Source organism: Streptomyces hamibioticus (assembly GCF_047946815.1).
In the GTDB taxonomy this organism is placed as follows: Bacteria; Actinomycetota; Actinomycetes; order Streptomycetales; family Streptomycetaceae; genus Streptomyces.
Genome location: NZ_JBKKQY010000001.1, coordinates 657,675 through 680,806, shown reverse-complemented (window position 1 = coordinate 680,806; position 23,132 = coordinate 657,675). Strand labels below are relative to the sequence as shown.

General features: G+C 74.3%; 24 protein-coding genes and 1 pseudogene. 15 read left to right on the top strand and 10 right to left on the bottom strand.

Annotated features, from left to right (window positions below; all coding sequences use genetic code 11):
- The first annotated feature begins 72 nt into the window (after positions 1 to 72).
- Entirely contained in the window at positions 73 to 2,043 is a 1,971-nt protein-coding gene (locus ACLGIH_RS03100; protein WP_416523658.1) for a GTP-binding protein, read from the top strand.
- A gap of 97 nt (positions 2,044 to 2,140) precedes the next feature.
- Here the strand turns inward: ACLGIH_RS03100 and ACLGIH_RS03095 are convergent.
- A pseudogene (locus ACLGIH_RS03095) lies at positions 2,141 to 2,505 on the bottom strand (nuclear transport factor 2 family protein).
- A gap of 174 nt (positions 2,506 to 2,679) precedes the next feature.
- Between ACLGIH_RS03095 and ACLGIH_RS03090 the strand changes: the two are divergent.
- The 4 genes from ACLGIH_RS03090 (at position 2,680) to ACLGIH_RS03075 (ending at position 5,832) form a co-directional block, all read left to right on the top strand.
- Positions 2,680 to 2,964 carry a hypothetical protein gene (locus ACLGIH_RS03090; RefSeq protein WP_416523657.1) on the top strand — a complete coding sequence of 95 codons (285 nt, stop codon included), beginning with the start codon at positions 2,680 to 2,682 and terminating at the stop codon, positions 2,962 to 2,964.
- A 130-nt stretch (positions 2,965 to 3,094) separates the two neighbouring features.
- On the top strand, positions 3,095 to 4,183 hold the full coding sequence (locus tag ACLGIH_RS03085) for an S-(hydroxymethyl)mycothiol dehydrogenase (RefSeq protein WP_416523656.1): 1,089 nt from the start codon (positions 3,095 to 3,097) through the stop codon (positions 4,181 to 4,183).
- Positions 4,183 to 4,812 carry an MBL fold metallo-hydrolase gene (locus ACLGIH_RS03080; protein WP_416523655.1) on the top strand — a complete coding sequence of 210 codons (630 nt, stop codon included), beginning with the start codon at positions 4,183 to 4,185 and terminating at the stop codon, positions 4,810 to 4,812. Before ACLGIH_RS03085 ends, ACLGIH_RS03080 begins: the two co-directional genes overlap by 1 nt.
- Before the next feature lie 105 nt (positions 4,813 to 4,917).
- Positions 4,918 to 5,832, top strand: coding sequence for an SDR family oxidoreductase (locus ACLGIH_RS03075; RefSeq protein ID WP_416523654.1), 915 nt, complete (start codon positions 4,918 to 4,920; stop codon positions 5,830 to 5,832).
- On the opposite strand, the gene ACLGIH_RS03070 is transcribed toward ACLGIH_RS03075, so the two are convergent.
- Positions 5,816 to 6,313: a hypothetical protein gene (locus ACLGIH_RS03070; RefSeq protein WP_416523653.1), complete on the bottom strand. Its 498-nt coding sequence runs from the start codon at positions 6,311 to 6,313 to the stop codon at positions 5,816 to 5,818. The two genes, ACLGIH_RS03075 and ACLGIH_RS03070, sit on opposite strands and share 17 nt — an antisense overlap.
- Before the next feature lie 92 nt (positions 6,314 to 6,405).
- On the opposite strand from ACLGIH_RS03070, the gene ACLGIH_RS03065 reads away from it, so the two are divergent.
- From ACLGIH_RS03065 to ACLGIH_RS03055, 3 genes are all read left to right on the top strand, one after another.
- Complete coding sequence (locus tag ACLGIH_RS03065; protein WP_416523652.1) at positions 6,406 to 7,206, top strand: SDR family NAD(P)-dependent oxidoreductase; 801 nt, start codon at positions 6,406 to 6,408, stop codon at positions 7,204 to 7,206.
- Between the two features lie 155 nt (positions 7,207 to 7,361).
- On the top strand, positions 7,362 to 8,057 hold the full coding sequence (locus ACLGIH_RS03060; RefSeq protein ID WP_416523651.1) for a L,D-transpeptidase family protein: 696 nt from the start codon (positions 7,362 to 7,364) through the stop codon (positions 8,055 to 8,057).
- A 149-nt stretch (positions 8,058 to 8,206) separates the two neighbouring features.
- Positions 8,207 to 8,392 (top strand): hypothetical protein, encoded by a 186-nt coding sequence (locus ACLGIH_RS03055; RefSeq protein WP_416523650.1) that lies wholly within the window; start codon positions 8,207 to 8,209, stop codon positions 8,390 to 8,392.
- 164 nt (positions 8,393 to 8,556) lie between these two features.
- On the opposite strand, the gene ACLGIH_RS03050 is transcribed toward ACLGIH_RS03055, so the two are convergent.
- Positions 8,557 to 9,906 carry a S1 family peptidase gene (locus ACLGIH_RS03050; protein ID WP_416523649.1) on the bottom strand — a complete coding sequence of 450 codons (1,350 nt, stop codon included), beginning with the start codon at positions 9,904 to 9,906 and terminating at the stop codon, positions 8,557 to 8,559.
- Positions 9,907 to 10,102: 196 nt separating this feature from the next.
- Between ACLGIH_RS03050 and ACLGIH_RS03045 the strand changes: the two genes are divergently transcribed.
- The 3 genes from ACLGIH_RS03045 to ACLGIH_RS03035 all read left to right on the top strand — a co-directional run bounded on the left by ACLGIH_RS03045 (position 10,103) and on the right by ACLGIH_RS03035 (position 12,004).
- The gene (locus ACLGIH_RS03045; RefSeq protein WP_416523648.1) at positions 10,103 to 11,287 is read left to right on the top strand and encodes a MalY/PatB family protein; all 1,185 of its coding nucleotides are present in this window, start codon (positions 10,103 to 10,105) and stop codon (positions 11,285 to 11,287) included.
- A gap of 97 nt (positions 11,288 to 11,384) precedes the next feature.
- A complete protein-coding gene (locus tag ACLGIH_RS03040) occupies positions 11,385 to 11,771 on the top strand; it encodes a PPOX class F420-dependent oxidoreductase (RefSeq protein ID WP_416523647.1) in 387 nt (128 codons plus the stop codon).
- The gene (locus ACLGIH_RS03035; RefSeq protein ID WP_416523646.1) at positions 11,768 to 12,004 is read left to right on the top strand and encodes a hypothetical protein; all 237 of its coding nucleotides are present in this window, start codon (positions 11,768 to 11,770) and stop codon (positions 12,002 to 12,004) included. Before ACLGIH_RS03040 ends, ACLGIH_RS03035 begins: the two co-directional genes overlap by 4 nt.
- Before the next feature lie 7 nt (positions 12,005 to 12,011).
- Here the strand turns inward: ACLGIH_RS03035 and ACLGIH_RS03030 are convergent, their stop codons facing one another.
- Both ACLGIH_RS03030 and ACLGIH_RS03025 read right to left on the bottom strand, forming a co-directional pair.
- Positions 12,012 to 12,425 carry a Zn-ribbon domain-containing OB-fold protein gene (locus ACLGIH_RS03030; RefSeq protein ID WP_416523645.1) on the bottom strand — a complete coding sequence of 138 codons (414 nt, stop codon included), beginning with the start codon at positions 12,423 to 12,425 and terminating at the stop codon, positions 12,012 to 12,014.
- 181 nt (positions 12,426 to 12,606) lie between these two features.
- A complete protein-coding gene (locus ACLGIH_RS03025) occupies positions 12,607 to 13,341 on the bottom strand; it encodes a TetR family transcriptional regulator (RefSeq protein ID WP_416523644.1) in 735 nt (244 codons plus the stop codon).
- A 152-nt stretch (positions 13,342 to 13,493) separates the two neighbouring features.
- On the opposite strand from ACLGIH_RS03025, the gene ACLGIH_RS03020 reads away from it, so the two are divergent.
- Positions 13,494 to 14,330, top strand: coding sequence for an ATP-grasp domain-containing protein (locus ACLGIH_RS03020; RefSeq protein ID WP_416523643.1), 837 nt, complete (start codon positions 13,494 to 13,496; stop codon positions 14,328 to 14,330).
- A gap of 139 nt (positions 14,331 to 14,469) precedes the next feature.
- Positions 14,470 to 14,961: a flavin reductase family protein gene (locus ACLGIH_RS03015; RefSeq protein WP_416523642.1), complete on the top strand. Its 492-nt coding sequence runs from the start codon at positions 14,470 to 14,472 to the stop codon at positions 14,959 to 14,961.
- 6 nt (positions 14,962 to 14,967) lie between these two features.
- Here ACLGIH_RS03015 and ACLGIH_RS03010 read toward each other — a convergent pair whose 3' ends face one another.
- From ACLGIH_RS03010 to ACLGIH_RS03000, 3 genes are all read right to left on the bottom strand, one after another.
- Positions 14,968 to 17,832, bottom strand: coding sequence for a SpoIIE family protein phosphatase (locus tag ACLGIH_RS03010; RefSeq protein WP_416523641.1), 2,865 nt, complete (start codon positions 17,830 to 17,832; stop codon positions 14,968 to 14,970).
- A gap of 235 nt (positions 17,833 to 18,067) precedes the next feature.
- Positions 18,068 to 18,448: a hypothetical protein gene (locus ACLGIH_RS03005; protein ID WP_416523640.1), complete on the bottom strand. Its 381-nt coding sequence runs from the start codon at positions 18,446 to 18,448 to the stop codon at positions 18,068 to 18,070.
- A gap of 321 nt (positions 18,449 to 18,769) precedes the next feature.
- Entirely contained in the window at positions 18,770 to 19,687 is a 918-nt protein-coding gene (locus ACLGIH_RS03000; RefSeq protein ID WP_416523639.1) for a MurR/RpiR family transcriptional regulator, read from the bottom strand.
- Between the two features lie 208 nt (positions 19,688 to 19,895).
- Between ACLGIH_RS03000 and ACLGIH_RS02995 the strand changes: the two genes are divergently transcribed.
- The gene (locus ACLGIH_RS02995) at positions 19,896 to 20,096 is read left to right on the top strand and encodes a hypothetical protein (protein ID WP_416523638.1); all 201 of its coding nucleotides are present in this window, start codon (positions 19,896 to 19,898) and stop codon (positions 20,094 to 20,096) included.
- A gap of 150 nt (positions 20,097 to 20,246) precedes the next feature.
- Entirely contained in the window at positions 20,247 to 20,648 is a 402-nt protein-coding gene (locus ACLGIH_RS02990) for a DUF3662 domain-containing protein (protein ID WP_416523637.1), read from the top strand.
- 19 nt (positions 20,649 to 20,667) lie between these two features.
- On the opposite strand, the gene ACLGIH_RS02985 is transcribed toward ACLGIH_RS02990, so the two are convergent.
- Positions 20,668 to 22,302 (bottom strand): phospholipid carrier-dependent glycosyltransferase, encoded by a 1,635-nt coding sequence (locus ACLGIH_RS02985; RefSeq protein WP_416523636.1) that lies wholly within the window; start codon positions 22,300 to 22,302, stop codon positions 20,668 to 20,670.
- An 81-nt stretch (positions 22,303 to 22,383) separates the two neighbouring features.
- Positions 22,384 to 23,112, bottom strand: a complete 729-nt coding sequence (locus ACLGIH_RS02980) for a nucleoside triphosphate hydrolase (RefSeq protein WP_416523635.1) — start codon at positions 23,110 to 23,112, stop codon at positions 22,384 to 22,386.
- Between the last annotated feature and the right edge of the window lie 20 nt (positions 23,113 to 23,132).

Here is a 23,132-nt window from a genome sequence, read left to right as displayed (position 1 = left end):
GAGCACCCCGATGCGCGGACCGTCCATGTCCATCCGGAAAGGAATGCCTCTTCACAAAGGACATGACGCTTCGTGCACGTGCTCAACCTCGGCATCCTCGCCCATGTCGACGCCGGTAAGACCAGCCTCACCGAGCGGCTGCTGCACACGGCCGGCGTGATCGACGAGATCGGCAGCGTCGACGCCGGCAACACCCGCACCGACACGCTCGCGCTGGAGCGGCAGCGGGGCATCACCATCAAGTCCGCCGTGGTCTCCTTCGCCCTCGGCGACGTCACGGTCAACCTCATCGACACCCCCGGTCACCCGGACTTCATCGCCGAGGTGGAACGGGTGCTCGGTGTGCTCGACGGCGTGGTCCTCGTCGTCTCCGCCGTCGAGGGGGTGCAGGCCCAGACCCGGGTCCTGATGCGCACCCTGCGCCGGCTCGGCATCCCCACCCTGCTGTTCGTCAACAAGATCGACCGGCGTGGCGCCCGCTACGACGCCGTCCTGCGCGCCGCCCGCGAGCGGCTGTCGCCCGGCGTGCTGCCCATGGGCCGGGCCACCGCCCTCGGCACGCCCGCCGCCGGCTTCTCCCCGGGCCTCAGCCCCGCCGTCGTGGACGCCCTCGCCGACCACGACGACGCGCTGCTCGCCGCCTACGTGGAGGACACCGTCGACGAGGACCGGCTGCGCGCGGCCCTGGCCGAGCAGACCCGGCGCGGCCTGGCGCACCCCGCCTTCGCCGGCTCCGCCGTCACGGGCGCGGGCACCGACGCCCTGCTCGCCGGCATCAGGGAACTGCTGCCGGCCGCCGACGGCGACCCCGAAGGTCCGGTCTCCGGCACCGTGTTCAAGGTGGAGCGGGGCCCGGCCGGGGAGCAGATCGCGTACGTGCGGATGTTCTCCGGCACGCTGCGGGTGCGGGACCGGGTCCGGTTCGGGGACGCCGGGGCCGAGGGCAGGATCACCGCCGTCAGCGTCTTCGAGCACGGCGCCGACCTCCGCCGGGACGCGGTCCCGGCGGGACGGATCGCCCGGCTGTGGGGGCTCACCGGCATCCGCATCGGCGACGCGATCGGAGAGCCGCGGCGGGCGCACGGGCACCACTTCGCCCCGCCCACCCTGGAGACCGTCGTCCTGCCGGGCCCGGGCACGGACCGGCGTGCCCTGCACCTGGCCCTCACCCAGCTCGCCGAGCAGGACCCGCTGATCGGCCTGCGGCACGACGACACCCGCCGGGAGACCTCGGTGTCCCTCTACGGCGAGGTCCAGAAGGAGGTCCTGCAGGCCACGCTCGCCGACGACTACGGCCTCGCCGTCGGCTTCCGCGCCACCACGCCGCTGTGTGTCGAGCGGCCGGTCGGCACGGGCGCGGCGGTGGAGTTCAACGGCAAGGACGACAACCCGTTCCTCGCGACCGTCGGACTGCGCGTCGACCCGGCGCCGCCCGGCTCGGGCGTCGGCCTCCGCCGCGAGGTGGAGCTGGGCTCGATGCCGTACGCCTTCTTCAAGGCCATCGAGGACACCGTGACCGAGACCCTCGGCCAGGGCCTGGCCGGCTGGCCGGTCACCGACTGCACGGTGACCCTGACCCACTGCGGCTACTCGCCCCGGCAGAGCCACGCCCACCAGGGCTTCGACAAGAGCATGTCCTCCACCGGAGCCGACTTCCGCGGGCTCACCCCGCTGGTGCTGACCGAGGCGCTGCGCCGGGCGGGAACCCGGGTGCACGAGCCGGTGCACCGCTTCGGCATCGAGGCCCCGGCCGACACCCTCGGCGCCCTGCTGCCGGTAGTGGCCGCCCTGGGCGCCGTACCGCGGACCACCCGGACACGGGGCCGCACCTGCGTCCTCGACGGCACGGTTCCCGCCGCCCGGGTGCACGAGCTGGGGCAACGGCTGCCCGGCCTCACCCGGGGCGAGGGCGAACTGGAGAGCGCCTTCGACCACTACGCGCCCGTCACGCACGGCGCGGTGCCGCACCGGCCGCGCACCGACCACAACCCGCTCGACCGCAAGGAGTACCTGCTGAACGTGACCCGCAGGCTCGGCGGCTGACCCGGATCGGCCGGCGGGACCCGCCCGGCCCACCGGGCCCGCGCCCCGCCCGACGTCTGCCGTTCCCTCCTTCCTGCGCGTGCCTCCGCCGTGCTCGTCACTCGTCCCAGGCCTGGATCATGGTCTGGTCGACGATCTTGCCGTCGCGCAGCGACACCATCGACTCCGCGAGGACCCGGACCCCGCCCGGGTAGGCGCAGGACTCGGCGAAGGCACCGTGGTCGCCCTGGACGACGCACCCTTCCAGCCTGTGCGTCATGTCGCGGCTGTAGACGTCGTCGAGCATCTCGGCGATCTCGTCGCGTCCGTGCAGGACACGGGGGCGGCTGGGCTGGGTGTTGCGGTCCACGATGCGCACCTGCGCGTCGTCCGCGTACAGGGACACCAGGTCGCCACCGCTCCTCCTTCGAGAGCCCGGCGGAACGTCTCGGTGTCGAATCCGGAGGATGCCGTAGTGCCCATGGCGACCTCCTTCGAAGGCCGCGGCCCGACTGCGGCTGCGGGCCGCGAGGGGCCTTCTTCTTCGAGACTCCCCCGCCCCGCCGTGCCTGGCAAGCGCGGCGGAGCACTGCGCCTGTCGGGTGAGCGGCCCTCCGGCCCCGTGTCCGCGCCCGGCCGTCCGGCCTTGCTGAAGACGTGATCTCAACACGACGTATCCTCGCCGCCGTTGGTCTCGCCGCCGGAGCCGCCGGCCTCGCCGCGCCCATGGCGAGCGCGGCCGACGCAGAGGCCGGCAAGGCCGGTGGCCTCAGTGTGAAGGGGACGCTCGACTGGCTCGCCGCCGGTGACATCCCCGCCGAGTACCGGGACGAGATCCTGCCGCCGTCCGCCCAGCTCAACCGGCTCAACGACGTCAACCAGCTGCACCAGGTCACCGGCCTGGTCTCCCCGCTGTTCGGCCTGGCCCCCGCCATCCACTGACTCCGGTGTTCCGCCGAGGGCCGCCCGGAACGGGCGGCCCTCGGGCATGTCCCCCGGTTGCGGTCCCTCACTGATCAGTCCGACGTAGGGTCGGAGGGAACGGACAGCGGCCGACGAAGGGGGCAGCACCATGGCGCAGGAAGTACGCGGCGTGATCGCACCGGGCAGGGACGAGCCGGTGCGGATCGAGACGATCGTCGTGCCCGATCCCGGTCCGGGCGAGGCCGTGGTGAGCGTCCAGGCCTGCGGGGTCTGCCACACCGACCTGCACTACAAGCAGGGCGGCATCAGCGACGACTTCCCCTTCCTGCTCGGGCACGAGGCGGCGGGTGTGGTCGAGTCGGTGGGGGAGGGCGTCACGGACGTGGCGCCCGGTGACTTCGTGGTCCTCAACTGGCGCGCGGTGTGCGGCAAGTGCCGGGCCTGCCGGCGCGGGCGGCCCTGGTACTGCTTCGACACGCACAACGCCGCGCGGAAGATGACCCTCGCCGGCAGCGGCCGGGAACTGTCCCCGGCCCTGGGCATCGGCGCCTTCGCCGAGAAGACCCTGGTCGCCGCCGGGCAGTGCACCAAGGTCGATCCCGCCGCCTCACCGCAGGTCGCCGGCCTGCTGGGCTGCGGTGTGATGGCCGGCATCGGCGCGGCGATCAACACCGGCGGCGTCGGCCGGGGCGACACCGTGGCCGTCATCGGCTGCGGTGGCGTCGGAGACGCGGCGATCGCCGGCTCCCGCCTCGCCGGGGCGGCGCGGATCATCGCCGTGGACATCGACGACCGCAAGCTCGAGACCGCCCGCACGATGGGCGCCACGCACACCGTCAACTCGCGCGACACCGACCCGGTCGCGGCGATCCGGGAGCTGACCGGCGGCTTCGGCGCCGATGTCGTCATCGAGGCGGTGGGCCGGCCGGAGACCTACCGGCAGGCTTTCTACGCCCGCGATCTGGCCGGCACGGTGGTGCTCGTCGGGGTCCCGACCCCGGAGATGAAGCTGGAACTGCCGCTGCTGGACGTCTTCGGCCGCGGCGGCGCCCTGAAGTCCTCCTGGTACGGCGACTGCCTGCCCTCCCGGGACTTCCCGATGCTCATCGATCTCCACCTCCAGGGCCGACTGGACCTGGCCGGCTTCGTCACCGAGACGATCCGGCTGGACGAGGTGGAGAAGGCGTTCGAGCGGATGCACGCCGGTGACGTCCTGCGTTCGGTGGTGGTGCTGTGATGACCGCCCGCATCGAACGACTCGTCACCTCCGGCCGGTTCACCCTGGACGGCGGCACCTGGGACGTCGACAACAACGTGTGGCTGATCGGCGACGACCACGAGGTGATCGTCGTCGACGCCGCCCACGACCCCGACGCCATCACCGCCGCGATCGGCGACCGGCACCTGACCGCGATCGTGTGCACCCACGCACACAACGATCACATCAGCGCCGCTCCGGCCCTCGCCGAGCGCACCGGAGCGGTCATCTGGCTGCACCCCGACGACCTGCCGCTGTGGCGCCAGACCCACCCCGAGCGGGAACCCGACGCCTGGCTGGCCGACGGCCAGGTGATCGAGGCCGCCGGAGCCGACCTGACGGTCCTGCACACCCCCGGACACGCTCCCGGCGCGGTCTGCCTGCACGACCCCGGCCTCGGGACCGTCTTCACCGGCGACACCCTGTTCCAGGGCGGCCCCGGCGCCACCGGCCGCTCCTTCTCCCACTTCCCGACGATCATCGACTCCATCCGCGGCCGGCTGCTCACGCTCCCGCCCGAGACCAAGGTCCTCACCGGCCACGGCGATCCCACGACCATCGGCGCGGAGGCCCCGCACCTGGAGGAGTGGATCAAGCGCGGGCACTGAGCCCCGGACGGCCAGGACGGCCCGGAAAAGGCGACAGAAGCTGTCCGGCTTACCCGGCACCCTGATACCCGGAGCCACACACGGAACAGGGAACGGAGGCCGGACATGTCACGTCCGCTGGAGGGCAGGGTCGCACTCGTGGCCGGGGCGACACGGGGAGCCGGCCGGGGCATCGCCGTCGAACTCGGCGCGGCCGGCGCCACCGTCTACGTCACCGGGCGCAGCACCCGCGCCCGCCGCTCGGAGTACGACCGGCCCGAGACCATCGAGGACACCGCCGACCTGGTCACCGAGGCAGGCGGGCACGGCATCGCCCACCCCGCCGACCACCTGGACCCGGCCCAGGTGCGCGCGCTCGTCGACCGCGTCGCCCGCGAGCAGGACCGCCTCGACGTCCTGGTCAACGACGTCTGGGGCGGCGAGAACCTCTTCGAGTGGGACAGCCCCGTCTGGGAGCACGACCTCGACAACGGACTGAGGCTGCTGCGGCTCGCCGTCGAGACCCACGCCATCACCAGCCACCACGCGCTGCCGCTGTTGCTGCGCCGCCCCGGCGGTCTGGTCGTCGAGGTCACCGACGGCACCGCCGACTACAACCGCGAGCACTACCGGAACTCCTTCTTCTACGACCTCGCCAAGACGTCCGTGCTGCGCATGGCCTTCTCCCTCGGTCACGAACTCGGCCCCCGCGGCGCCACGGCCGTGGCGCTCACCCCCGGCTGGCTGCGGTCGGAGATGATGCTCGGCCACTTCGGCGTCCGGGAGGACAACTGGCGCGACGCGCTCGCCGCGGAACCGCACTTCGCGATCTCCGAGACGCCCCGCTACGTCGGCCGCGCCGTCGCCGCCCTCGCGGCCGACCCGGACGTGGCCCGCTTCAACGGGCGGTCCCTCTCCAGCGGCGGCCTCGCTCAGGAGTACGGCTTCACCGACCTGGACGGCAGCCGCCCCGACGCCTGGCGCTATATCGCCGAGGTCCAGGACGCGGGCAGGCCGGCCGACGTCACCGGGTACCGCTGACCGGCGGCAGCGCCCAGCGGGCCCCGTGACCCGGCGGCAGCGCCAGGTCCTCCCGGACGGCCGAGTAGTAGCCCTCGCGGGCGGCGCGCTGCCGCTCCAGCAGGGCCTGCCAGGCCGCCGGGTCACGGGTCTCCGCGCGCAGGAACGCCTCCATCTCCAGGACCGTGACGACCCACGCCCGCGCCTTCTCCACCACCTCGGTACTGCCCAGCATCACCAGTGCCTCCCCGGCCGGGTCCCGCGCGACGGTGGCCTCGGCCAGCAGCGGCGCGGCCTCCTCGGGCGCCAGCGGGTGCGGGCGGGGGGCGTTGCCGAGGTGCGAGGCGATCCGGTAGGTCAGCGTGACGGACCTCTTCAGGGCCCGCGCGTAGTCGGCGTAGACGGCGAGCTTCCGCTCCTCCCAGCGGGCGGCGGTCTCCCGGCGGAACCGGGCCCGGTCGCTGCGGACGATCGCGAGATACGAACCCAGGGCACCGATCACGACGTCTATGAGCGCGGGGAGTTGCTGGATGAACTCGGACCTGCGGGAACGGTATCCGCCCCGGTGACCGGCACGGCGGTACGGTCGGGCGCATGACCGACATCACGCGTTTCACGGAGTACGGAGTCCTGGTCACGGGCGCGGCCCGCGGCATCGGCGCGGCCACGGCCCGCCGGTTCGCCCGGGAGGGTGCGCGGGTGCTGCTGACCGACGTGGACCCGGCCGCGGCCGAGCGGGCCGCGGGCCGGCTGCGCGAGGAAGGGCTCGCCGTGCGGGCGTACGGCTGCGACGTCGCCGACCGGGCCTCGGTCGAGGCGGCCGTCGGGCACGCCGTCGACGCCTTCGGCGGTCTGGACGTGCTGGTCAACAACGCCTACGCGTGCACCCCCGACGCCCCGCTGTTCGAGGACGAGCCGGACGAGAGCTGGGCGCGTGACCTCGACGTCAGCCTGACCGGCGCCTACCGCTGCTGCCGCGCCGCCCTGCCCCACCTCGTGGCCTCGGGGCGCGGCGCGATCGTGAGCGTCGGCTCGGTCAACGGCATCCAGGACTTCGGCAACCACGCCTACAGCGCTGCCAAGGCGGGCCTGGCCTCCCTCACCCGAACCCTCGCCGGGCATGCCGCCGCCCGTGGCGTCCGGGTCAACCTGGTGGCCCCGGGCACCGTCCGCACCCCGGCCTGGGGCGGGAGGGACGCCGAGCTGGACGCGGCCGCGCGGCTGTACCCGCTGGGCAGAGCCGGCGAGCCGGACGACATCGCGGCGGCCGTCGCCTTCCTCGCCTCGCCGGACGCGTCCTGGATCACCGGCACCACCCTGGTCGTCGACGGCGGCCTCACCGCCGTCAACACCGGCTTCCACCAGGCCCTGCACCAGGGGGACGACCGGAGCTGACCGGGCCCGCCCCGCGCGGTAGGTCACCGTTTCGTCGCGATGCGCGGGCCGTGGGCAACCCAGGCCGCCGCAGGCCGGTCTAGCAGGCAGGAAACCGCACCACTCGCGGGACATTCCGCCCACTCGACCCATTCGACGCGAAAGGCTGGCCGGCCATGGGGGAGACACGCAGACGGGGAGCCGTCGTACTCGGCATCACTGGCTTGGTGACGCCGCTCACCCTCGCGCTGGGCGCCGCGCCCGCGCAGGCGGCGAGCTGCACCACGGCGACGGGCCCGTACCAGAAGCAGGTGGAGAAGTTCCTCGGCCGCCCGGTCGACGGCAAGCAGTCGGCCGCCGACTGCACGGCGATCCGCGCCTTCCAGACCAAGCACGGCATCACCCCGAACATCGGCTACGCCGGTCCCGTCACCTGGGGTGTGATGGACCTCATGGGCAAGCAGAAGGCCGTCGGGAAGAACCCGAACAAGGACGGCAAGTGCCCGGTGAACAAGGGCCGCATCGCCTGCGTGAACCTCACCCTCCAGCTGAGCTGGGTCCAGGACGGCAAGAAGCTGGTGTACGGGCCGGTCCCGGTCCGCACCGGCCGCGACGGCCACGAGACCCGCACCGGCGCGACGAAGATCTACTGGCGGAACATCGACCACCACTCGACCCTCTACGACGTGCCGATGCCCTACAGCCAGTTCTTCGACGGCGGCCAGGCCTTCCACTCGGCCGGCGTCAGCATGTGGAGCCCGCCGGGCTCGCACGGCTGCGTCAACATGACGAAGACCGACGCCAAGAAGTACTGGTCGCTGCTGAAGAAGGGCGACGACGTCTACGTGTACGGTCGCAAGCCGGGCACCTGACCGGCGCGGCGGTGCTGTGCCGCTGGTCACGTCGCCGGGGCCGACGCGAACTCGCCGGTGTCCCTTGCCAGATGGACGTGACCAGAGACACGGTCCGATATGTCCGATTAGCTCCCGCTTACTCACATGACCTTCACCTTGGCCGCCGTATGCTTCACAGTATGTCCACCACTGTTGAACCCTCCTCCGAGCGATCGGCGGCCGAGGTCAACGAGGAGATCCGGGCCCTGTGGCTCCGGTCGGGCGGGACACTGAGCGTCGAGCAACGCGAGGAGTACCAGCGGCTCGTCATGGAGTGGGCCGCCGTGGCCCCGGAGTCCGGGCAGGCCGCCTGACCGGCACGCCGGGCTCCTCGTAGCATCAGGGCACTTCCTCGACCGCCCGCAGTCCCGCCGTGTGCGTTTCACCACGGCCGTCTCTTCCCTCCTCGTCCGGCCGGCCGCTGCCACCGGCCCGCCGGGCCGCTCTCGTCGGCGCTGCCGCCGCCTGCCCCCGCCCCTCAGCCCCACAGGGCCGCGTACTGGCGGCGGTAGGCGTTGCGGTCCTGCTCCGTGCGGATCCAGCGGGTGGCCGCCAGGGCGATCAGGCTGCCCGCGACGACCAGCAGGCCGGGACCGATGTTCCGGCGGTCGGCCAGGCGGGCCAGCAGCGTCGCGCCGTCGGCGCCCGGCACCGACGCCGCATTCCCCGGCGAGGCGTCACCCGGCGCCGCGCTCGGGGGCGGCGCGGCGCCCTGCCCGGCGCCCCGCTCGGGGGCGGTGAGCAGCCGGACGCCGAGCGAGTCCATCGCCTCCTCGACGGGCTGGAAGAACGTCGTGCCGCCCGTGGTGCAGTCGCCGTTGCCGCCCGACGTCACACCGAGCGCGATCCCCTCGGAGAACATCGGCCCCCCGCTGTCCCCCGGCTCGGCGCACGCATCCGTCTCGATGAGACCGGTGACCGTGCCCTCCGGGTAGTTCACGGTCACGTTCAGCGCGGTCACCCGCCCGTCGCGCAGCCCGCTGGTGCTGCCGCTGCGGAACACCCGCTGCCCGACGGACGGTTCACCGGCCCCCGTGATCCGCACGCCCTTGCCGCCGCCGACCGACACCACGTCGGCGGCGTCCCCCGCATCGCCGTTCGCGTACTCCACCAGGGAGAAGTCGTCACCCGGGAAACTCCCGGCGACCGTTTCGCCGACCTGCCGGTCGCCCCCGCCGTCCGAGAACCACACCGACCCCGTCGGGCCGCAGTGACCGGCCGTGAGGATGAACTCGCTCTGCCCGTCGGTCACGTTGAAACCCACCGAGCAGCGGCCCGCCGTCGACAGGATCGGCAGCGCGCCGTTCAGCCGGGTGGTGAACCTCCCCTCGGTGCGCTCCATGCGCACATGGCCGCCGATGCCCTCCGCGACCTCGGTCAGCCGGGACCAGTCGACGCCGGAAACCGTGCTGTCGCCCCGTACCACCACCTCGTTCGACCGGTAGTCCACCAGCCACGCGGTGCCCGCCACCCGGGGCGCCGAACCCAGGCGCGAGGCCGCCGACTTCAGCTCGCGCATGCTGTGCCGGACGACCTTCGCCTCGGCCCCTGCCCGGCGCACCTCGGCCGCCGCATCGGCGTCCGTGACCGCCACGACCGGCCGTTCGTCCGTGCCGATCCAGTGCCCCGCCGTACGTGAGGTGCCGAGCCGTTCCACGAGACCGGCCCCGGCGTCGCCGGCCGGCTGCGCGAGGGTGCGCGGCGCGGGGGAGACGCCGGGCGGCTCGCTCGCCACCGCGCCGGTGACCATCGTGGTCCCGAGGAGGAGCCCGCCGACGGCGGCCAGCCGTACCGCTCGCCGGACGATGCGTCGTCGTGCGTGCCTCATGCGTGTGCTCCCGTGTCCGGTCACGCGGCGTCAGCACCGCGGGGCCCTCCGGAAGTTCGAGCGCCCGTCCTCGATACGCGGGCGGAAGGGGCCGCGTTCACCGCACGGACGGTTCCGCGCCGGTGTCCAGGGCCGGCGGGCCACGGCTCGCCCTCGTGCTTCCCCGGTCACACCGCGTCCGCCTATCGTGAGCCCCATGACCAGCAACCCGCAGGACGGCCCCGGCGAGCCGAATCCCCTGCGCGCACTCACCCTGGAGCGGCTCCGGCGCCGTACCAGCATGAAGTGGCGCACGTATCCTGAGGACGTGCTGCCGCTGTGGGTGGCCGAGATGGACGTGCCGCTCGCCGAGCCGGTCGTGCGCGCCGTCACCGAGGCCATGGAGCTGGGCGACACCGGATACCCCGCGGGCACCGCCTACGCCGAGGCGCTCGCCGCCTTCGCGAGCAAGCGGTGGGGCTGGGACGGGCTGTCGGTGGAGCGCAGCGCGCTGGTGCCGGACGTCATGCTGGGCGTCGTCGAGATGCTCAAACTGGTCACCGGGCCGGGCGACCCGGTGATCGTCAACCCGCCCGTGTACCCGCCCTTCCACGACTTCGTGACGCACCTGGACCGGCAGGTGGTCGAGGCCCCGCTCGGCGCGGACCTGCGTCTCGACCTCGACGCGCTCGAGGCGGCCTTCCGGCGGGCCGTCGCGGACGGCGGACGCGCCGCCCACCTGCTGTGCAGCCCGCACAACCCGACCGGCACCGTGCACACCGCCGAGGAACTGGCCGCGGTCGCCGCGCTCGCCGAGCGGTACGGCGTCCGGGTCGTCGCGGACGAGATCCACGCGCCGGTCGTCGCCGGCGGCGTGCGGTTCGTGCCGTATCTCAGCGTGCCGGGGGCCGAGCGCGGCCTCGCGCTGATGTCGGCGTCCAAGGGCTGGAACCTGGCCGGCCTCAAGGCGGCGCTCGCCCTCGCCGGCCCCGGGGCCGGCGCCGACCTCGCACGGATGCCCGAGGAGGTCGGCCACGGCCCGAGCCACGTCGGGATCCTCGCCCACACCGCCGCCCTGCGCGAGGGCACCGCCTGGCTGGACGCGCTGCTGGCCGGCCTCGACGACAACCGGCGGCTGCTCGCCGCCCTGCTCGCCGAGCACCTGCCGGGCATCGTCCACCGCCCGGCGGAGGCGACCTGCCTGGCCTGGCTGGACTGCCGTGCGCTGGGTCTCGGCGACGACCCGGCGGACACCTTCCTGCGCCGTGGCCGGGTGGCCCTCAGCTCGGGGCTGCCCTTCGGCACCGGCGGGGCCGGGCACGTCCGGCTCAACCTGGGCACCTCACCCGAGGTGATCGAGGAGGCGGTCCGGCGGATGGCGACGGCCACGGCGACGGCCTGAGCGCGGCGGGCGCCGAGGGACCGGGGCCCGGTGCCGGGGGCCGGAGAGCGGGGCCGACCCACGTGGGTCCCGGAGCCGGCGCCTAGACTGCGCGACCATGGACGACGCTCTGCGCACCCGGCTCGGCACGGGCAAGTACCTGTTGTTCACCACGTACCGCAGGAACGGCACCCCGGTCGCCACCCCGGTGTGGGTCGTGCCCGACGGGGACGCGCTCGGCGTCTGGACCGCCGCGGACTCCTGGAAGGTCAAACGCGTCCGCAACCGCGCCGACGTCCTGGTCGGCCCCTGCGACTTCCGCGGCAACCCGACCGGCGAGCAGGTCCCGGCGAAGGCCGAGATCTGCGACGCGGCCACCACCGCCCGCTACCGCCGGCTGATCGCCCGCAAGTACGGCCTGACCGGTCGGCTCACCCTGCTCGGCAGCCGGCTGCGCCGCGGCACGGACGGCACCGTGGGCATACGCGTCACGGCGGCGCCGTGACCGCGCGGGCCGAACGGGACGGGAGGTCGTCCACCGCGCGCGTACGGGAGGCCGGCCGGGCCTCCCGCGGGCTCGGCATCGAACTGCTGGAGCACGCCGAGGAGCGCACCCGATTCGGCCGCAGCGGCGTCCACGACGTCACCGTACGGCGCGGCGAGGAAGTGTTCGCCGAGTTCCGCGGGCGCAGCCGGACCCCGCGACGGCCCGCGGCGCAGGAACCCGGCGGCCGGTGACCGACCGTCAGGTCCAGGCCCGGTAGGGCTCGTCGACCAGCTGGAACACCGGCTCCCCGCGCACCGGGTCCTTGGCCGTGGACAGCCGTACCCGGTCCCCGCTGTGGATGCCGATGGGCGGGCCCAGCACCCGGCCCCGGACCACGAAACCCTCGGCCATCTCGATCAGCGAGACATTGCGGGCGGCGGGGGTGTTGCGGTGCACCACCGTCGAGTGGCGCACCGTCCCGGTGCCCTCGCTGCGCTCCGTGCGCAGGTCGCTGCCCCGGCAGACGGGGCACAGCAGCTTGTGGTACATGGCCGTACCGCACCAGGTGCAGCGCTGGAAGACGATGGCGTCGGTGTCCGCGGCCCTGGGCTCGAGCACGCCCGTCGCGGAGCCGGCTGCCTGCTGAGCGACACTTCCTGAGTGGTGGTACACGCTGGTCAACTCCCTGCACTCGGCCGGAATCCCACGTGCTCGGTCACCCGGGCACGCGAGTGCGCGGTGCGCCGTGCCACCGTGCACGACGACAGAGTATGGCACTGAGTGCCACTCGTAAAGGCACTCCGTACCCTCGGATTCTGTGAGTCCCGAGGGGATCCCGTGGCTCCCGTGGCGGTCAGTTCCGGGCGAGCGCCGTCTCCAGCTCCCGCACCACCCGCCACAGCGGGGCGCCCCGCCGGGAGACGACCACCACCACGTCCTCGGGCTCCGCGCCGCGCGGCAGCGCCGGCACGGTGCCGAAGGCCGACTGCACGAAGGCCAGCGCGTGGTCCACCGTCGCGCTCGCGTCTCCGCGGCCGTCCGAACGCAGCCAGGAGCGCAGCGCGTTGTTGTGCGCCGCCACCACCGCCGCCGCGATCACATCGGCCCGCAGGGTGCCGTCCGGGTGCCCGGCCAGCCGCTCGCGCAGGTAGGCGGCGAGGGCACGCTCGTAGCGCCACACCACCGACAGCTCGTAGGCGCGCAGCCCGGGCACCTTCTTGGTCAGCCGGTAGCGCTGCACCGAGAAGGACGGGTTCTCCGCGTACATGCGCAGCACCAGCCGGGCAGCGTCGCACACTCGCCGCACCGGTTCGGCGTCCTCGGGGGAGGCGGCCAGGAAGTCGGTCATGTCGGCCAGGCACCGCTCGTGGTCCGGGAAGACCACGTCCTCCTTGGAGGGGAAGTAGCGGAAGAACGACCGGCGGCCCACACCGGCCAGCGCCACGATGTCGTCCACGGTGGTCTGCTCGTAGCCGCGTTCGAGGAACAGCCGGAACGCGGCCGCGACCAGAGCCTCGCGCATCGGCGGCCGTCCGGGCGCGGGCTCCACCTTCTCACCGCGGCGGGGCGCCGCACTGCTGGAGCTCATGAACGGGAACGTAGCAGCTCACCGGGGTGCATGGCACTCAGTGCAGCCAAGACGGGGAACTGAGTGCTCCCCGACCGGACCGACCCGTGTGATCGCATACGATCACCGCTCACCGCTCACCGCTCACGCCAGTCGCCCCGAGGAGTCCGCGCATGATGTCCGGCCGTCCCCGCATCCTGTACGTCACCGACCTCGCCTACCAGGCAGGCGGGCGGCGCTACTGCGACGAGGACATCTTCCTCACCTCCCGCCTGCGCCGGACCTTCGACCTGGCGCTGTGCCATCCCCGGGAGGCAACCGCGCTGATGGACTCCTTCGACGCCGTCGTCGTCCGCAACAGCGGCCCGGTGCTGGGCCACCTCGACGCGTACACCGCCTTCCGGGAGCGGGCGGCCGAGCGCGGCACGCGCGTCTACAACCCGCTCACCGGCAAGGCGGACATGGCCGGCAAGCAGTATCTGCTCGACCTCTGCGAGGCCGGGTACCCGGTCATCCCCACCGTCGACCGCCCCGAGGACCTGCACCGGCTGCCCGCCGCCGAGCTGTACGTCGTCAAGCCCAGGCTCGGCGCCGACTCCCTGGGCCTGCGCACGGTGCCCGCGGACCGGCTGCACGAGGTGGTGGGCGCCGAGGCCGGTGAGGTCCTCGCGCAGCCGCGCGTCGACTCCGCCTACGAGGTCTCCTTCTACTTCGTCGACGACGAGTTCCAGTACGCCCTGTACGCTCCGGACCCCGGCCGGCGCTGGCGGCTCCGACCGTACGAACCCGGCCCGGACGACCTCGCGTTCGCCCGGCGCTTCGTCGACTGGAACGGCATCGGCCACGGCATCCAGCGCGTCGACGCCTGCCGCGCCCCGGGCGGCGAGCTGCTGCTGGTCGAACTGGAGGACCTCAACCCGTATCTGTCCCTGGACGCCCTCGACGAGGCGCGACGGGACGCCTTCGTCGCCGCGATGACGGCCTCGCTGCGCCGCTTCCTCGACGCCTGAGCCGGTGTCCGTCACGCGGTCCGATGGCATACGGGCCGGTGACGTGGTGAGGTGATGCCGTGACGCGGCCCGCCGACGACGGGCGTGACGGCGTGACGACGTGACCGGGAGTGACTGGAGCGAGGGGAGCGACGGGAACATGGGGGACATGGACGCGTTCACCGGCCGGCTCGATCCCGACATGTGCGTGGTGACGGCCGCGGCGGGCGGGGAACGGGCCGGGTGCCTGGTCGGTTTCGCCTCGCAGTGCTCCCTGCGGCCGGTGCGGTTCGTGGTGTGGCTGTCGGAGGTCAACCGCACCTTCCGGGTGGCGCGGTCCGCCCGGTTCCTCGCCGTTCACCTGCTCGGGCGGGACCAGCTGGGGCTGGCCGAGGTCTTCGGCGGGCGGACCGGCGACGACGGGGTCGACAAGTTCCGGAACGTCCGCTGGCGGGAGGGGCACGGCGGCGCCGTGGTCCTGGAGGACGCCGAGGCGTGGTTCGTCGGCCGGGTCGTGGGGCACGCCGGCGGCGGCGACCACATCGGGTTCGTCCTGGACCCGGTCGAATGGGGCACGGGGGAGGGCGGGGGCGGGCCGCTGCTGCGGCTCAGCGACGCCCTCGGCATCGACCCCGGCCATCCGGTGGACTGATCCCGCTCACCGGGGCGGGTCCTGGTCCTCCTCCGGCGCCCGTATGTCCAGGACACAGACGTCGTCCCGCCGCTCCTGCCCGGCCAGCATCGCGGTGAGCAGCCGTTCCAGGGCTCCGTGGGCGCCGGTCTCGTGGCCGGTGGTGGCCAGGACCGCCTGCGCGAGCCGCTTCAGGCCCCGGTCGATGTTCTCGTCGGTCCGCTCGACCAGCCCGTCGGTGTACAGCAGGAGCCGGTCGCCCGGCTCCAGCCGGCACTCCGCCTCCTCGTACACCGGATCGGTGCCCGCGCCGAGCAGGATGCCCCGCGGGCGGTCCAGGTAGCGGACGGCACCGGCGCGTACCAGCAGCGGCGGCGGATGGCCGGCCTGCGCCCACACCAGGCGGCGCCGGGCGGGGTGGTAGCGGGCCATGACCATGCTGGCGGTGCCGTGGGCGTCGCGGGAGTGGAGCAGCAGCGCGTTCAGCCGGGCCAGCGCCCCGGTCAGCGACGAGCCGGTGGTGACCATGCCCTTGGCGGTGAACCGGAGCTGGGCCATCGTGGCCACGGCGTCCACCCCGTGCCCGGCGACGTCCCCGACGACGAGCAGCGCGTCGCCGCCGGGCAGTTCCACGGCACTGAACCAGTCGCCGCCGACCTGCACCCCGGACTGGGCGGGCAGATAGGCGACCTCGACGCGCAACCCGGCCGGCCGCAGCGGACGCCGGGGCAGCGGCAGCAGCGCGTGCTGCAACCGGGCGGCCAGCGTCTGCTCGGCCCGCAGCACGTCGTGCTGCGTCAGCATCGCCCGCTCGCTCTCCACCAGGGCGAGTTCCGCCCGGCGCCGTGTGGTCAGGTCCTGTACGAAGCCGTGCACCTCCACGGGGGTGCCGTCGGCGTCCGGCACGGCCTCGGCGACGACTCGCAGATGCCGGACGCCGACCGGCGTGCGGGTCCGGAACGGTACGTCGCACGGCCGGCCCTCGCCCACCAGGCCCTCGACGGCCCGGGACAGCGCGGGGGCGTCGTCGGGCAGCGCCAGCCCGGGGAGGTCGGCCAGCGGGATCGGGCCGCGCGCGGGGTCCCGGCCGAAGATGCGGAAGACCTGGTCGGACCAGGCGGCCTCCTCGGTGACCAGGTTCCAGTCGGCCCAGCCGAGGTCGCCGAGCCGCTGGAGGTCGGCCAGCCGCTGCTCCTGCCGGTCGGACAGGCCGTGCCTGACCCAGGTCAGCACCAGACCGCCGCCCAGCGCCGCCACCCGGACCGAGTACGTCGACAGCTCCCCTGAGTCGGCCGCCGGCGCCTGCTGCCCGGAGGGCTCGCCCTGGTACGGCTCCCCGGTGAGCAGCGTCTCCCGGCAGCCCTGCCACAGCGGGCCGTCCGCGAGGACCGGGAAGCACTCCAGGAGCCGCCTGCCGCGCAGCTCTGCGGTGCGGGCACCGGCCAGGTCGCCCGCCTGAGCGGTCGCGGCGTCGATGCGGTAGTCCTGCACCTCGCCCGACGGCGCGCGCAACGGGGTGACCAGCACCGCCGCGACCGGCAGTGCGTCGAACATCTGTTGGATGAGGTCGGCGGTGCTCGCCACCGGTGCCGGCCGGACGCCGAAGGCGCGCAGCCGGCCGGCGCACAGCCGGGAGACCGCCAGCAGGTGCTCCCGGGATTCGGGCGAGAACGGCCCGCCGCGGCGGCGCAGCACACCGAGGCACACATCGGCCGACGCCCCGGACGGCACCGGCAGCCAGGCCCGGGACCGCCAGCGCTCGGGCGGGCCGCCGATGAGCAGGTACCGCTCCCTGTCCCGCGCGATGTCCTCCAGCCAGCGCGGCTCACCGGCGCGCACGGCGTCCAGCGCGGCCATGCCGCTCAGCGGGGGCACGTGGCGCCACTGCGCGGCCAGTGTCCCGTCGACACCGGCGTGGCCGAGCAGTTCCAGCCCTCCGGCGGGCGTACGGGCGTAGAGCATCACGGCGTCGGCGCCGACCTCCGGGGCGAGGTGCTCCAGCAGGCCTCGCGCGAGCTCCTGCGGCGACCCGGCCCGGACCAGCCACCGCGCCAGCCCGGCGAGACCCTCCGCGACGTCGTCGCGCCCGTGCGCGACGCCCGGCACGGAACGGGACGCGGCGTCCGGCGCCGGGGCGGGTGCGGCCGCGGGAGTCGGTGCCGGCCGGGCGCCGGTCGCGGACCGCGGCGTCGGGCCGGACGTGCTCGCGGGGCGTGACGCCGGTCCCCGGCCGGTCGTGGAAGGCGGTACCGGGCCGGGCGGGGTCGCGGGGGCCGGTGCGGGCCCCTGGCCGGTCGTGGAGGGCGCCGTCGTGCCGGGGGCGGACGCGCGGAGCGGCGTGGACGCCCGGCCGGTCGTGGAAGGCGGTACCGGGCCGGGCGGGGTCGCGGGGGCCGGTGCGGGCCCCTGGCCGGTCGTGGAGGGCGCCGTCGTGCCGGGGGCGGACGCGCGGAGCGGCGTGGACGCCCGGCCGGGCGCGGAGGGCGGTGTCGTGCCGGGGGCGGAATCCGGCGCCGGGCCGACGTCCGCAGTGACGTCCGGTGTCCGGCCGGTGCCGGCCGGGTCAGCCTGTGCCGGGGCCCGCACCGTCGGTTCCGCGGTGCGACCGACGCTGGACAGCGGGGGCAGCAGGGTGCCCAGGGTGATCCAGCACTCCTCCAGCAGCGTCCGCCCCTCCGCCCGCGCCTGCTGCACCAGCGTCTCGCGCGCCGCTTCCGCCGAGCAGCCGGTGCGCGCCATCACCGCGCCCTTGGCCCGCTCCAGGACGGCCGACGTCGCGGTCAGCTCGCGCAGGGGGTCCGGCTCGGCGCGCGGCCCGGCCACGGCCTCGGCCGGTGTGGCCCGGTCGGGCGCGGCGCCGGAACCCGTCGGCGTGGCCTGCTCGCTCGTCACGGGTTGAGCATTGCACATGAAGCGGATGCGCAGACCGGCTCGTCGCGCTCCCCGTACCGAGGCCGCACGGCCACTGGGGGACCACTCCTGGGCGGCCGGGGCAGCGGGAACGCGTACGACCGCGGGGGCCGCGCCCGGCAGGCCGGGGCGCCGGGGGCCACGGGAGCGGGCCGGCCCGGCTCCTCGCGCACCGCATGCCCGCGCCGCCGCACCCGCGGGCCCGCACGGCCGTTGCTCAGCGGGCGGCGTTCCGCTCCACCAGGGCCTCGGTGACCGCGCGGACGCTGCGCGCGATGTGCTGCAGCTGCGAGACCTCCGCGGCGTACAGCTTGATCGTGTGTTCGATGGCCGCCTCGGGCACGCCGAGCCGCGGCAGGTCGGCCCGCGCGGTCTGCAACGCGGTGCGCGCCATCCGGATCTCGTGCTGCACCTGGATGTGCGCGTGCCGGGCGAGCAGCACCGGGTGGCGGACCAGCGCCGGGTAGCCGGCATAACGCGCCGGCACCAGCTCCCGCAGCCACTTGGCGGCCGAGCGCTCCCAGTCGTAGCTGCCGGGGATCTTGACCTGGCAGGGCCAGTCCGGGCGGGTACGCGTGGACGTCAGGGACATGTTCATCGCTTCCGGGGTGTGCGGCGTCGTCGGAGTGAGGCGACAGTGGGGGCGGCCCCGGCCTAGGGGGTGACCGGGACCGCCACGGGCGGGCGCTCGCGCAGGCGATGCCCCCCGGCCGAACACCCTCGGGGCGCCGGGGCGGGTAGGAGTCGGCGGCCTCGGGTGTCCGTGCAAGGGCGGATGCGAGCCGGGACGCCGGGTCGCGATCCGTGAGCAGTATTTATATATGCCATCCGCTTTGCAAGACGTATGAAAACATTCATGCCTGCTTTGTTGCCGACGGCCCGCCCCGGCCGTCCGGCCCGCCCAGCGCCTGCGGCCGGCTCAGTCCCGGAGGAAGAACTGGTGCTGATCGGCCAGGTGCTCGTACTCCTCGAGGCGGGCCTGCGTCCGCTCGGGGTCGGCATCCGTCATGGCCTGGAGCAGCGCGGCGCACATCACGCCCGGCGCCGCGTAGGAGTCGAAGACCAGCCGGGAACCGGTGCCGGTGGCGAAGGTGACGTCGGCCTCGTCCACCACCGGACCCAGCGCCAGGTCGGTGATCAGCGCCACCTTGAGTCCCGCGCCCCGCGCCACCCGCACGGCGGTCAGCGTCTCCTGGGCGTGCCGGGGCATGGAGAACGCCAGCACCCAGGTGCCGCCGGCCTCCCGGGACTGCAGCAGCGCGTCGTAGGCGACGCTGCCGCCCAGGGTCACCAGCCGCACGTCCGGGTGGATGCGCCGGGCGGCATAGGCGAAGTACTCGGCGAGCGAGACGGAGATGCGCAGGCCGAGCACGGTCAGCGGGGTGGACGACGACAGCTTCCGGCCGATGTCGATCACCAGGTCGGGATCGGCGAGGTCGCGCCGCAGGTTCTCCAGGTTCTCGATCTCGGCGTCCACCGCGGCCTGCAGCTCGTTGCCGTGGTGCTCCTCGGCCGCCCCGCCGCCCCGGGTGCCGAGCGCGATCGACTGCAGCCGCTCCCGCAGCGCGGGGTAGCCGCTGAAGCCGACCGCCGAGGCGAACCGGGTCACCGACGGCTGGCTGACACCGACCCGGTCGGCGAGATCCGTGATCGACAGGAACGCCGCCTCGGGGAGGTGCTCGATCAGGTACTGGGCGATGCGCCGGTGACCGGGGGAGAGCCGGGGCCGGTCGAACAGCGTCCGCAGCTGGGACGTGGGGGAGGCCTCCCTCTCCGGCACGCTCCTGCCCGAGGTGATCGCTGACGCCTGCGCGCGTGCCTGCTGCGGCGATGGCACGGGTGCGCCTCCCTTGTCTCCCACGGAGTCTCCCACGGAGGTTCAACATAGCCCACCGGCCGCCCCCACCAGGGCGCCTTCGCGGGCGGCGGGCGGGCGTCCGGCGGCCGCGGAGGGATAGCCGCGCCCGGTCCGGGAACCCGCCGCCACGGAAGCAGGCCTCGACCCGAACCACGAGGACCCGACCGAACCACGAGGAGTCACCGTCATGACCGTTCCGGAAGAGAACCGCCGGAAGACCGAGAGCACCGACGACGTCGTACAGGACCCGCACGCGAATCCGAGCCGGACCCGCGAGGAGGCCCGCGCACGGGAGGACGCCGAGCACAGTCAGGGCGCCACCGGCCGCACGATGCGCGAGGCCTTGGAAGAGGCCCAGGTACGTCCCGACGACTACGACGAGAAGTGAGCGCCGGCACCCGGCAGCCGGCCCAGTGGCATCCCACCCCGCAGAGCCCCACCCTGCAGAGCCCCACTTCGCAGGGCCCCGCGCCGCAGGGCTCCGTTCCGCAGGGCTCCGTTCCGCACGCATTCGACCGATCCGGCAGGTGACATACCCATGGGCGCCCTCAGCGCGCTGGAAGAGACACTGGAAGGCCGATGGGAAGCGCTCCGGGCGCGCGTGTTCGACAGGGAACCGGTCGAACTCGTCCAGGCCCTGCGCACCGAGTGCGACAGCAAGGCGGTGGTCTGCGCCGAGGGCCGGGTGCTGGTGCCCAACGCCTACGACGTGGCGCTCACCGACGCCGTCCACGAGGAACTGTCCGGCCGCGGTGGCCGGGTGGGGCAGGCGCTCACCGACAGCCTCGTCCGGCACGCCGAGCGGCAGGGCTACGAATGGGCGGGGCCGCTCGCGGTCCACATCACCAGGGCCCAGGACGTGCCCAACGGCCGCTACCGCGTGGCCAGCCGGGTGCTGCCGCACGTGAGCGCCGAGGACTTCCCGCACGCGACGGGCTAGCGGCACTCATCGGCGGCGCTCATCGGCGGTAGATCGAGATCGAGTGGCCGACGCCGTCGACCCGCCGGCTGCCGTCGAGCAGCTCGGCCAGCCGGCCGGTCGCCTTGGCGGCCGCGGAGTCGGACACCACCAGCAGCCCGCGCACGGCAGGGGCGGGCACCGCCCGCGGATCGGACGCCTCGATGCCGTAGAAGGACGGCACACCGCTGCCCTTGTACACCAGCCAGACGCGTTCGCCCGGATACCGTTCTCGCAGCCGGTCGGCGAGCCGGCCCAGGTCCTGGCCCCAGTCGACATTGGAATCGTGCAGCAGCAGCCGGGTGCGGGCCGGACCGCCGAACGCCTCGTTGGCGTACGGCAGGTAGTAGGGGTACGTCCGCAGCGAACTGAGCGCGACGAGCGCCGCCAGCGCCCCGGTCGCCGCCCGGGCCCAGCGCACCCGGGCCGCCAGCAGGCAGCCCCCGGCCACCGCCAGGAACATCGGCAGGAATACGACGTACCGGGTGCCGAGGTTGCGCGCCCCCGGCAGGGCCGCCGCGAGCAGCACGGCGGCGGGCGCCAGCAGGTAGGGCGCCGCCAGCCGCAGCCGCCGTACCGCCACCACCGCGACGACGCCCGCCGCCCACAGGGCGAGCAGCCCCAGCGGCGTCTTCACCAGCAGCGCGGCCGGCAGGTAGTACCAGAGCGAGCCGGTGTAGAGCCGGCCGAAGAGGAAGCCCTGCCACGGCCGGTTCTCCATGGCCAACTGCAGCCGCATCCCGTCCCGGTACGCCTCCGGGAACGGCAGCAGCCCCACCAGCAGCCCCTTGAGCCCCCGCACGTCGGGCACCTGCTGCTGCGGGGTCCAGCGCCGCCGTGGATCGACCACCAGGTACGCGGCCCACACGACGGCGACCGCGACCACCAGCACCACCCCCGAGGCCCGCACCCCCCGCGTCCACCGCCCCCGCGAGGGACCGCCCCGCGCCGACAGCGCGGCCAGCCCGCACAGCACCGGCACCGCCGCCAGCGCGCTCATCTTCGTGGCGAGCGCGGCACCGAGCGCCGCCCCGGCGAGCGGCAGGTACCGCCACGGCCGCAGCCGGGCCCGCCACACCAGCCACACCGACGTCAGCAGAAAGCCGGCCACGGGCACGTCGAGGGTGGCCAGTGAGCCGTGGGCGAGGACGTCGGGGGAGAAGGCGTACAGCGCGAGCGCCGCCACCCCGCCCGCCGCACCGGCGAGTTCCCGGGCGAAGGCGAACACCACCAGACCGAACAGCAGCGTCAGCACGATCACCGGCAGGCGCGCCCACAGCATCAGCCGCCACGGGTCGTTGCCCGACTCGTACAGCAGACGCCGTCCCAGCGCCCCCTGATCGCCGGTGAAGGCGGGATCGACCCGCGGACCGGCGAGCGCCACGCCCACGCCGACGACGAGCTTGCCGAGCGGCGGATGCTCGGGGTTGTACCGCAGCCGGTGCTCGTACCACTGGTCGGCGGCCGCCGACACGTACACCGGTTCGTCGATCGTCGGCGTCTGCCGCACCGCGGCGGTCACCGCCGCCACGGTCATCTGACCGAGCAGCACGACCACGAGGGCGGGCACCAGCCATCGCCCGCCCCGCCGGCGCCACCGCGTCCCGCCCCCCATGCCGCCCTCGGCTCGTGTCATGACGGCAGACATTCCACCGCACCCACGGGTACGGCCACCGGCGGGCCGGGGTTCACCCCGGGCGGCCCCCGCCGGCGAAGGTCACCCCGGCCGGCCGGCGCCGTCCAGGGCCGTGACCGTCACCACGAGGTCCGCCCGGTGCCGGGTCGCTGCCACCAGCTCGGCGTTGCGCCGGTCGGAACGGAGTTCCCAGGCCACCGCCTCCCGGTGGGACTTGCCGAACTCCTCGTGCCGGGCGACCAGTCGGCGGATGCGCTCCTCCTCGTCCAGCTCGCAGAACCACACCTCGTCGAGCTGCGGCCGCACCCGCGCCCAGGCCCCGTCGTCCAGCAGCAGGTAGTTGCCCTCCGTCACGACCAGCCGGGCCGACGGCGGCACCGGGACGGCCCCGGCGAGCGGCTGCTCCAGCACCCGTTCGAAGCCCGGCGCGTACACGACCTCGCCATCACGCCCCCCGCCGGCCTCGTCGACCCCCTGACCCCGCTCACGCCGCTCGCCCCCCTCATCCCGCCCGCCCTCCTCGCGCAGCCGCCGCAGCAGCGCCGCGTACCCGGCGGCGTCGAAGGTGTCGGGGGCGCCCTTGCGGTCGCGGCGGCCGAGCCGGTCCAGTTCGGCGTCGGCGAGGTGGAAGCCGTCCATCGGGACGTGCGCGACCCATGGCGCGCCGGCGCCGTTCAGCTCCCGCACCAGGCGCTCGGCCAGGGTCGACTTGCCGGCGCCGGGACTGCCGGCGATGCCGAGGACCGCCCGCCGGCCGCCCCGCGGCAGACGGCGGGCCCGGGCGAGGAGGTCGTCGAAGGTCGGCGGCATGCGGCCGAGTCTGCCACCCG

Coding starts and splice junctions, on each gene's coding strand:
- ACLGIH_RS03040 (WP_416523647.1), top strand. CDS start 11,385: ATGGACGACGCTCTGCGCACCCGGCTCGGCACGGGCAAGTACCTGTTG.
- ACLGIH_RS02995 (WP_416523638.1), top strand. CDS start 19,896: ATGACCGTTCCGGAAGAGAACCGCCGGAAGACCGAGAGCACCGACGAC.
- ACLGIH_RS03050 (WP_416523649.1), bottom strand. CDS start 9,906: ATGAGGCACGCACGACGACGCATCGTCCGGCGAGCGGTACGGCTGGCC.
- ACLGIH_RS02990 (WP_416523637.1), top strand. CDS start 20,247: ATGGGCGCCCTCAGCGCGCTGGAAGAGACACTGGAAGGCCGATGGGAA.
- ACLGIH_RS03055 (WP_416523650.1), top strand. CDS start 8,207: ATGCTTCACAGTATGTCCACCACTGTTGAACCCTCCTCCGAGCGATCG.
- ACLGIH_RS03080 (WP_416523655.1), top strand. CDS start 4,183: ATGACCGCCCGCATCGAACGACTCGTCACCTCCGGCCGGTTCACCCTG.
- ACLGIH_RS02980 (WP_416523635.1), bottom strand. CDS start 23,112: ATGCCGCCGACCTTCGACGACCTCCTCGCCCGGGCCCGCCGTCTGCCG.
- ACLGIH_RS03085 (WP_416523656.1), top strand. CDS start 3,095: ATGGCGCAGGAAGTACGCGGCGTGATCGCACCGGGCAGGGACGAGCCG.
- ACLGIH_RS03025 (WP_416523644.1), bottom strand. CDS start 13,341: ATGAGCTCCAGCAGTGCGGCGCCCCGCCGCGGTGAGAAGGTGGAGCCC.
- ACLGIH_RS03045 (WP_416523648.1), top strand. CDS start 10,103: ATGACCAGCAACCCGCAGGACGGCCCCGGCGAGCCGAATCCCCTGCGC.
- ACLGIH_RS03075 (WP_416523654.1), top strand. CDS start 4,918: ATGTCACGTCCGCTGGAGGGCAGGGTCGCACTCGTGGCCGGGGCGACA.
- ACLGIH_RS02985 (WP_416523636.1), bottom strand. CDS start 22,302: ATGACACGAGCCGAGGGCGGCATGGGGGGCGGGACGCGGTGGCGCCGG.
- ACLGIH_RS03020 (WP_416523643.1), top strand. CDS start 13,494: ATGATGTCCGGCCGTCCCCGCATCCTGTACGTCACCGACCTCGCCTAC.
- ACLGIH_RS03060 (WP_416523651.1), top strand. CDS start 7,362: ATGGGGGAGACACGCAGACGGGGAGCCGTCGTACTCGGCATCACTGGC.
- ACLGIH_RS03005 (WP_416523640.1), bottom strand. CDS start 18,448: ATGAACATGTCCCTGACGTCCACGCGTACCCGCCCGGACTGGCCCTGC.
- ACLGIH_RS03015 (WP_416523642.1), top strand. CDS start 14,470: ATGGGGGACATGGACGCGTTCACCGGCCGGCTCGATCCCGACATGTGC.
- ACLGIH_RS03065 (WP_416523652.1), top strand. CDS start 6,406: ATGACCGACATCACGCGTTTCACGGAGTACGGAGTCCTGGTCACGGGC.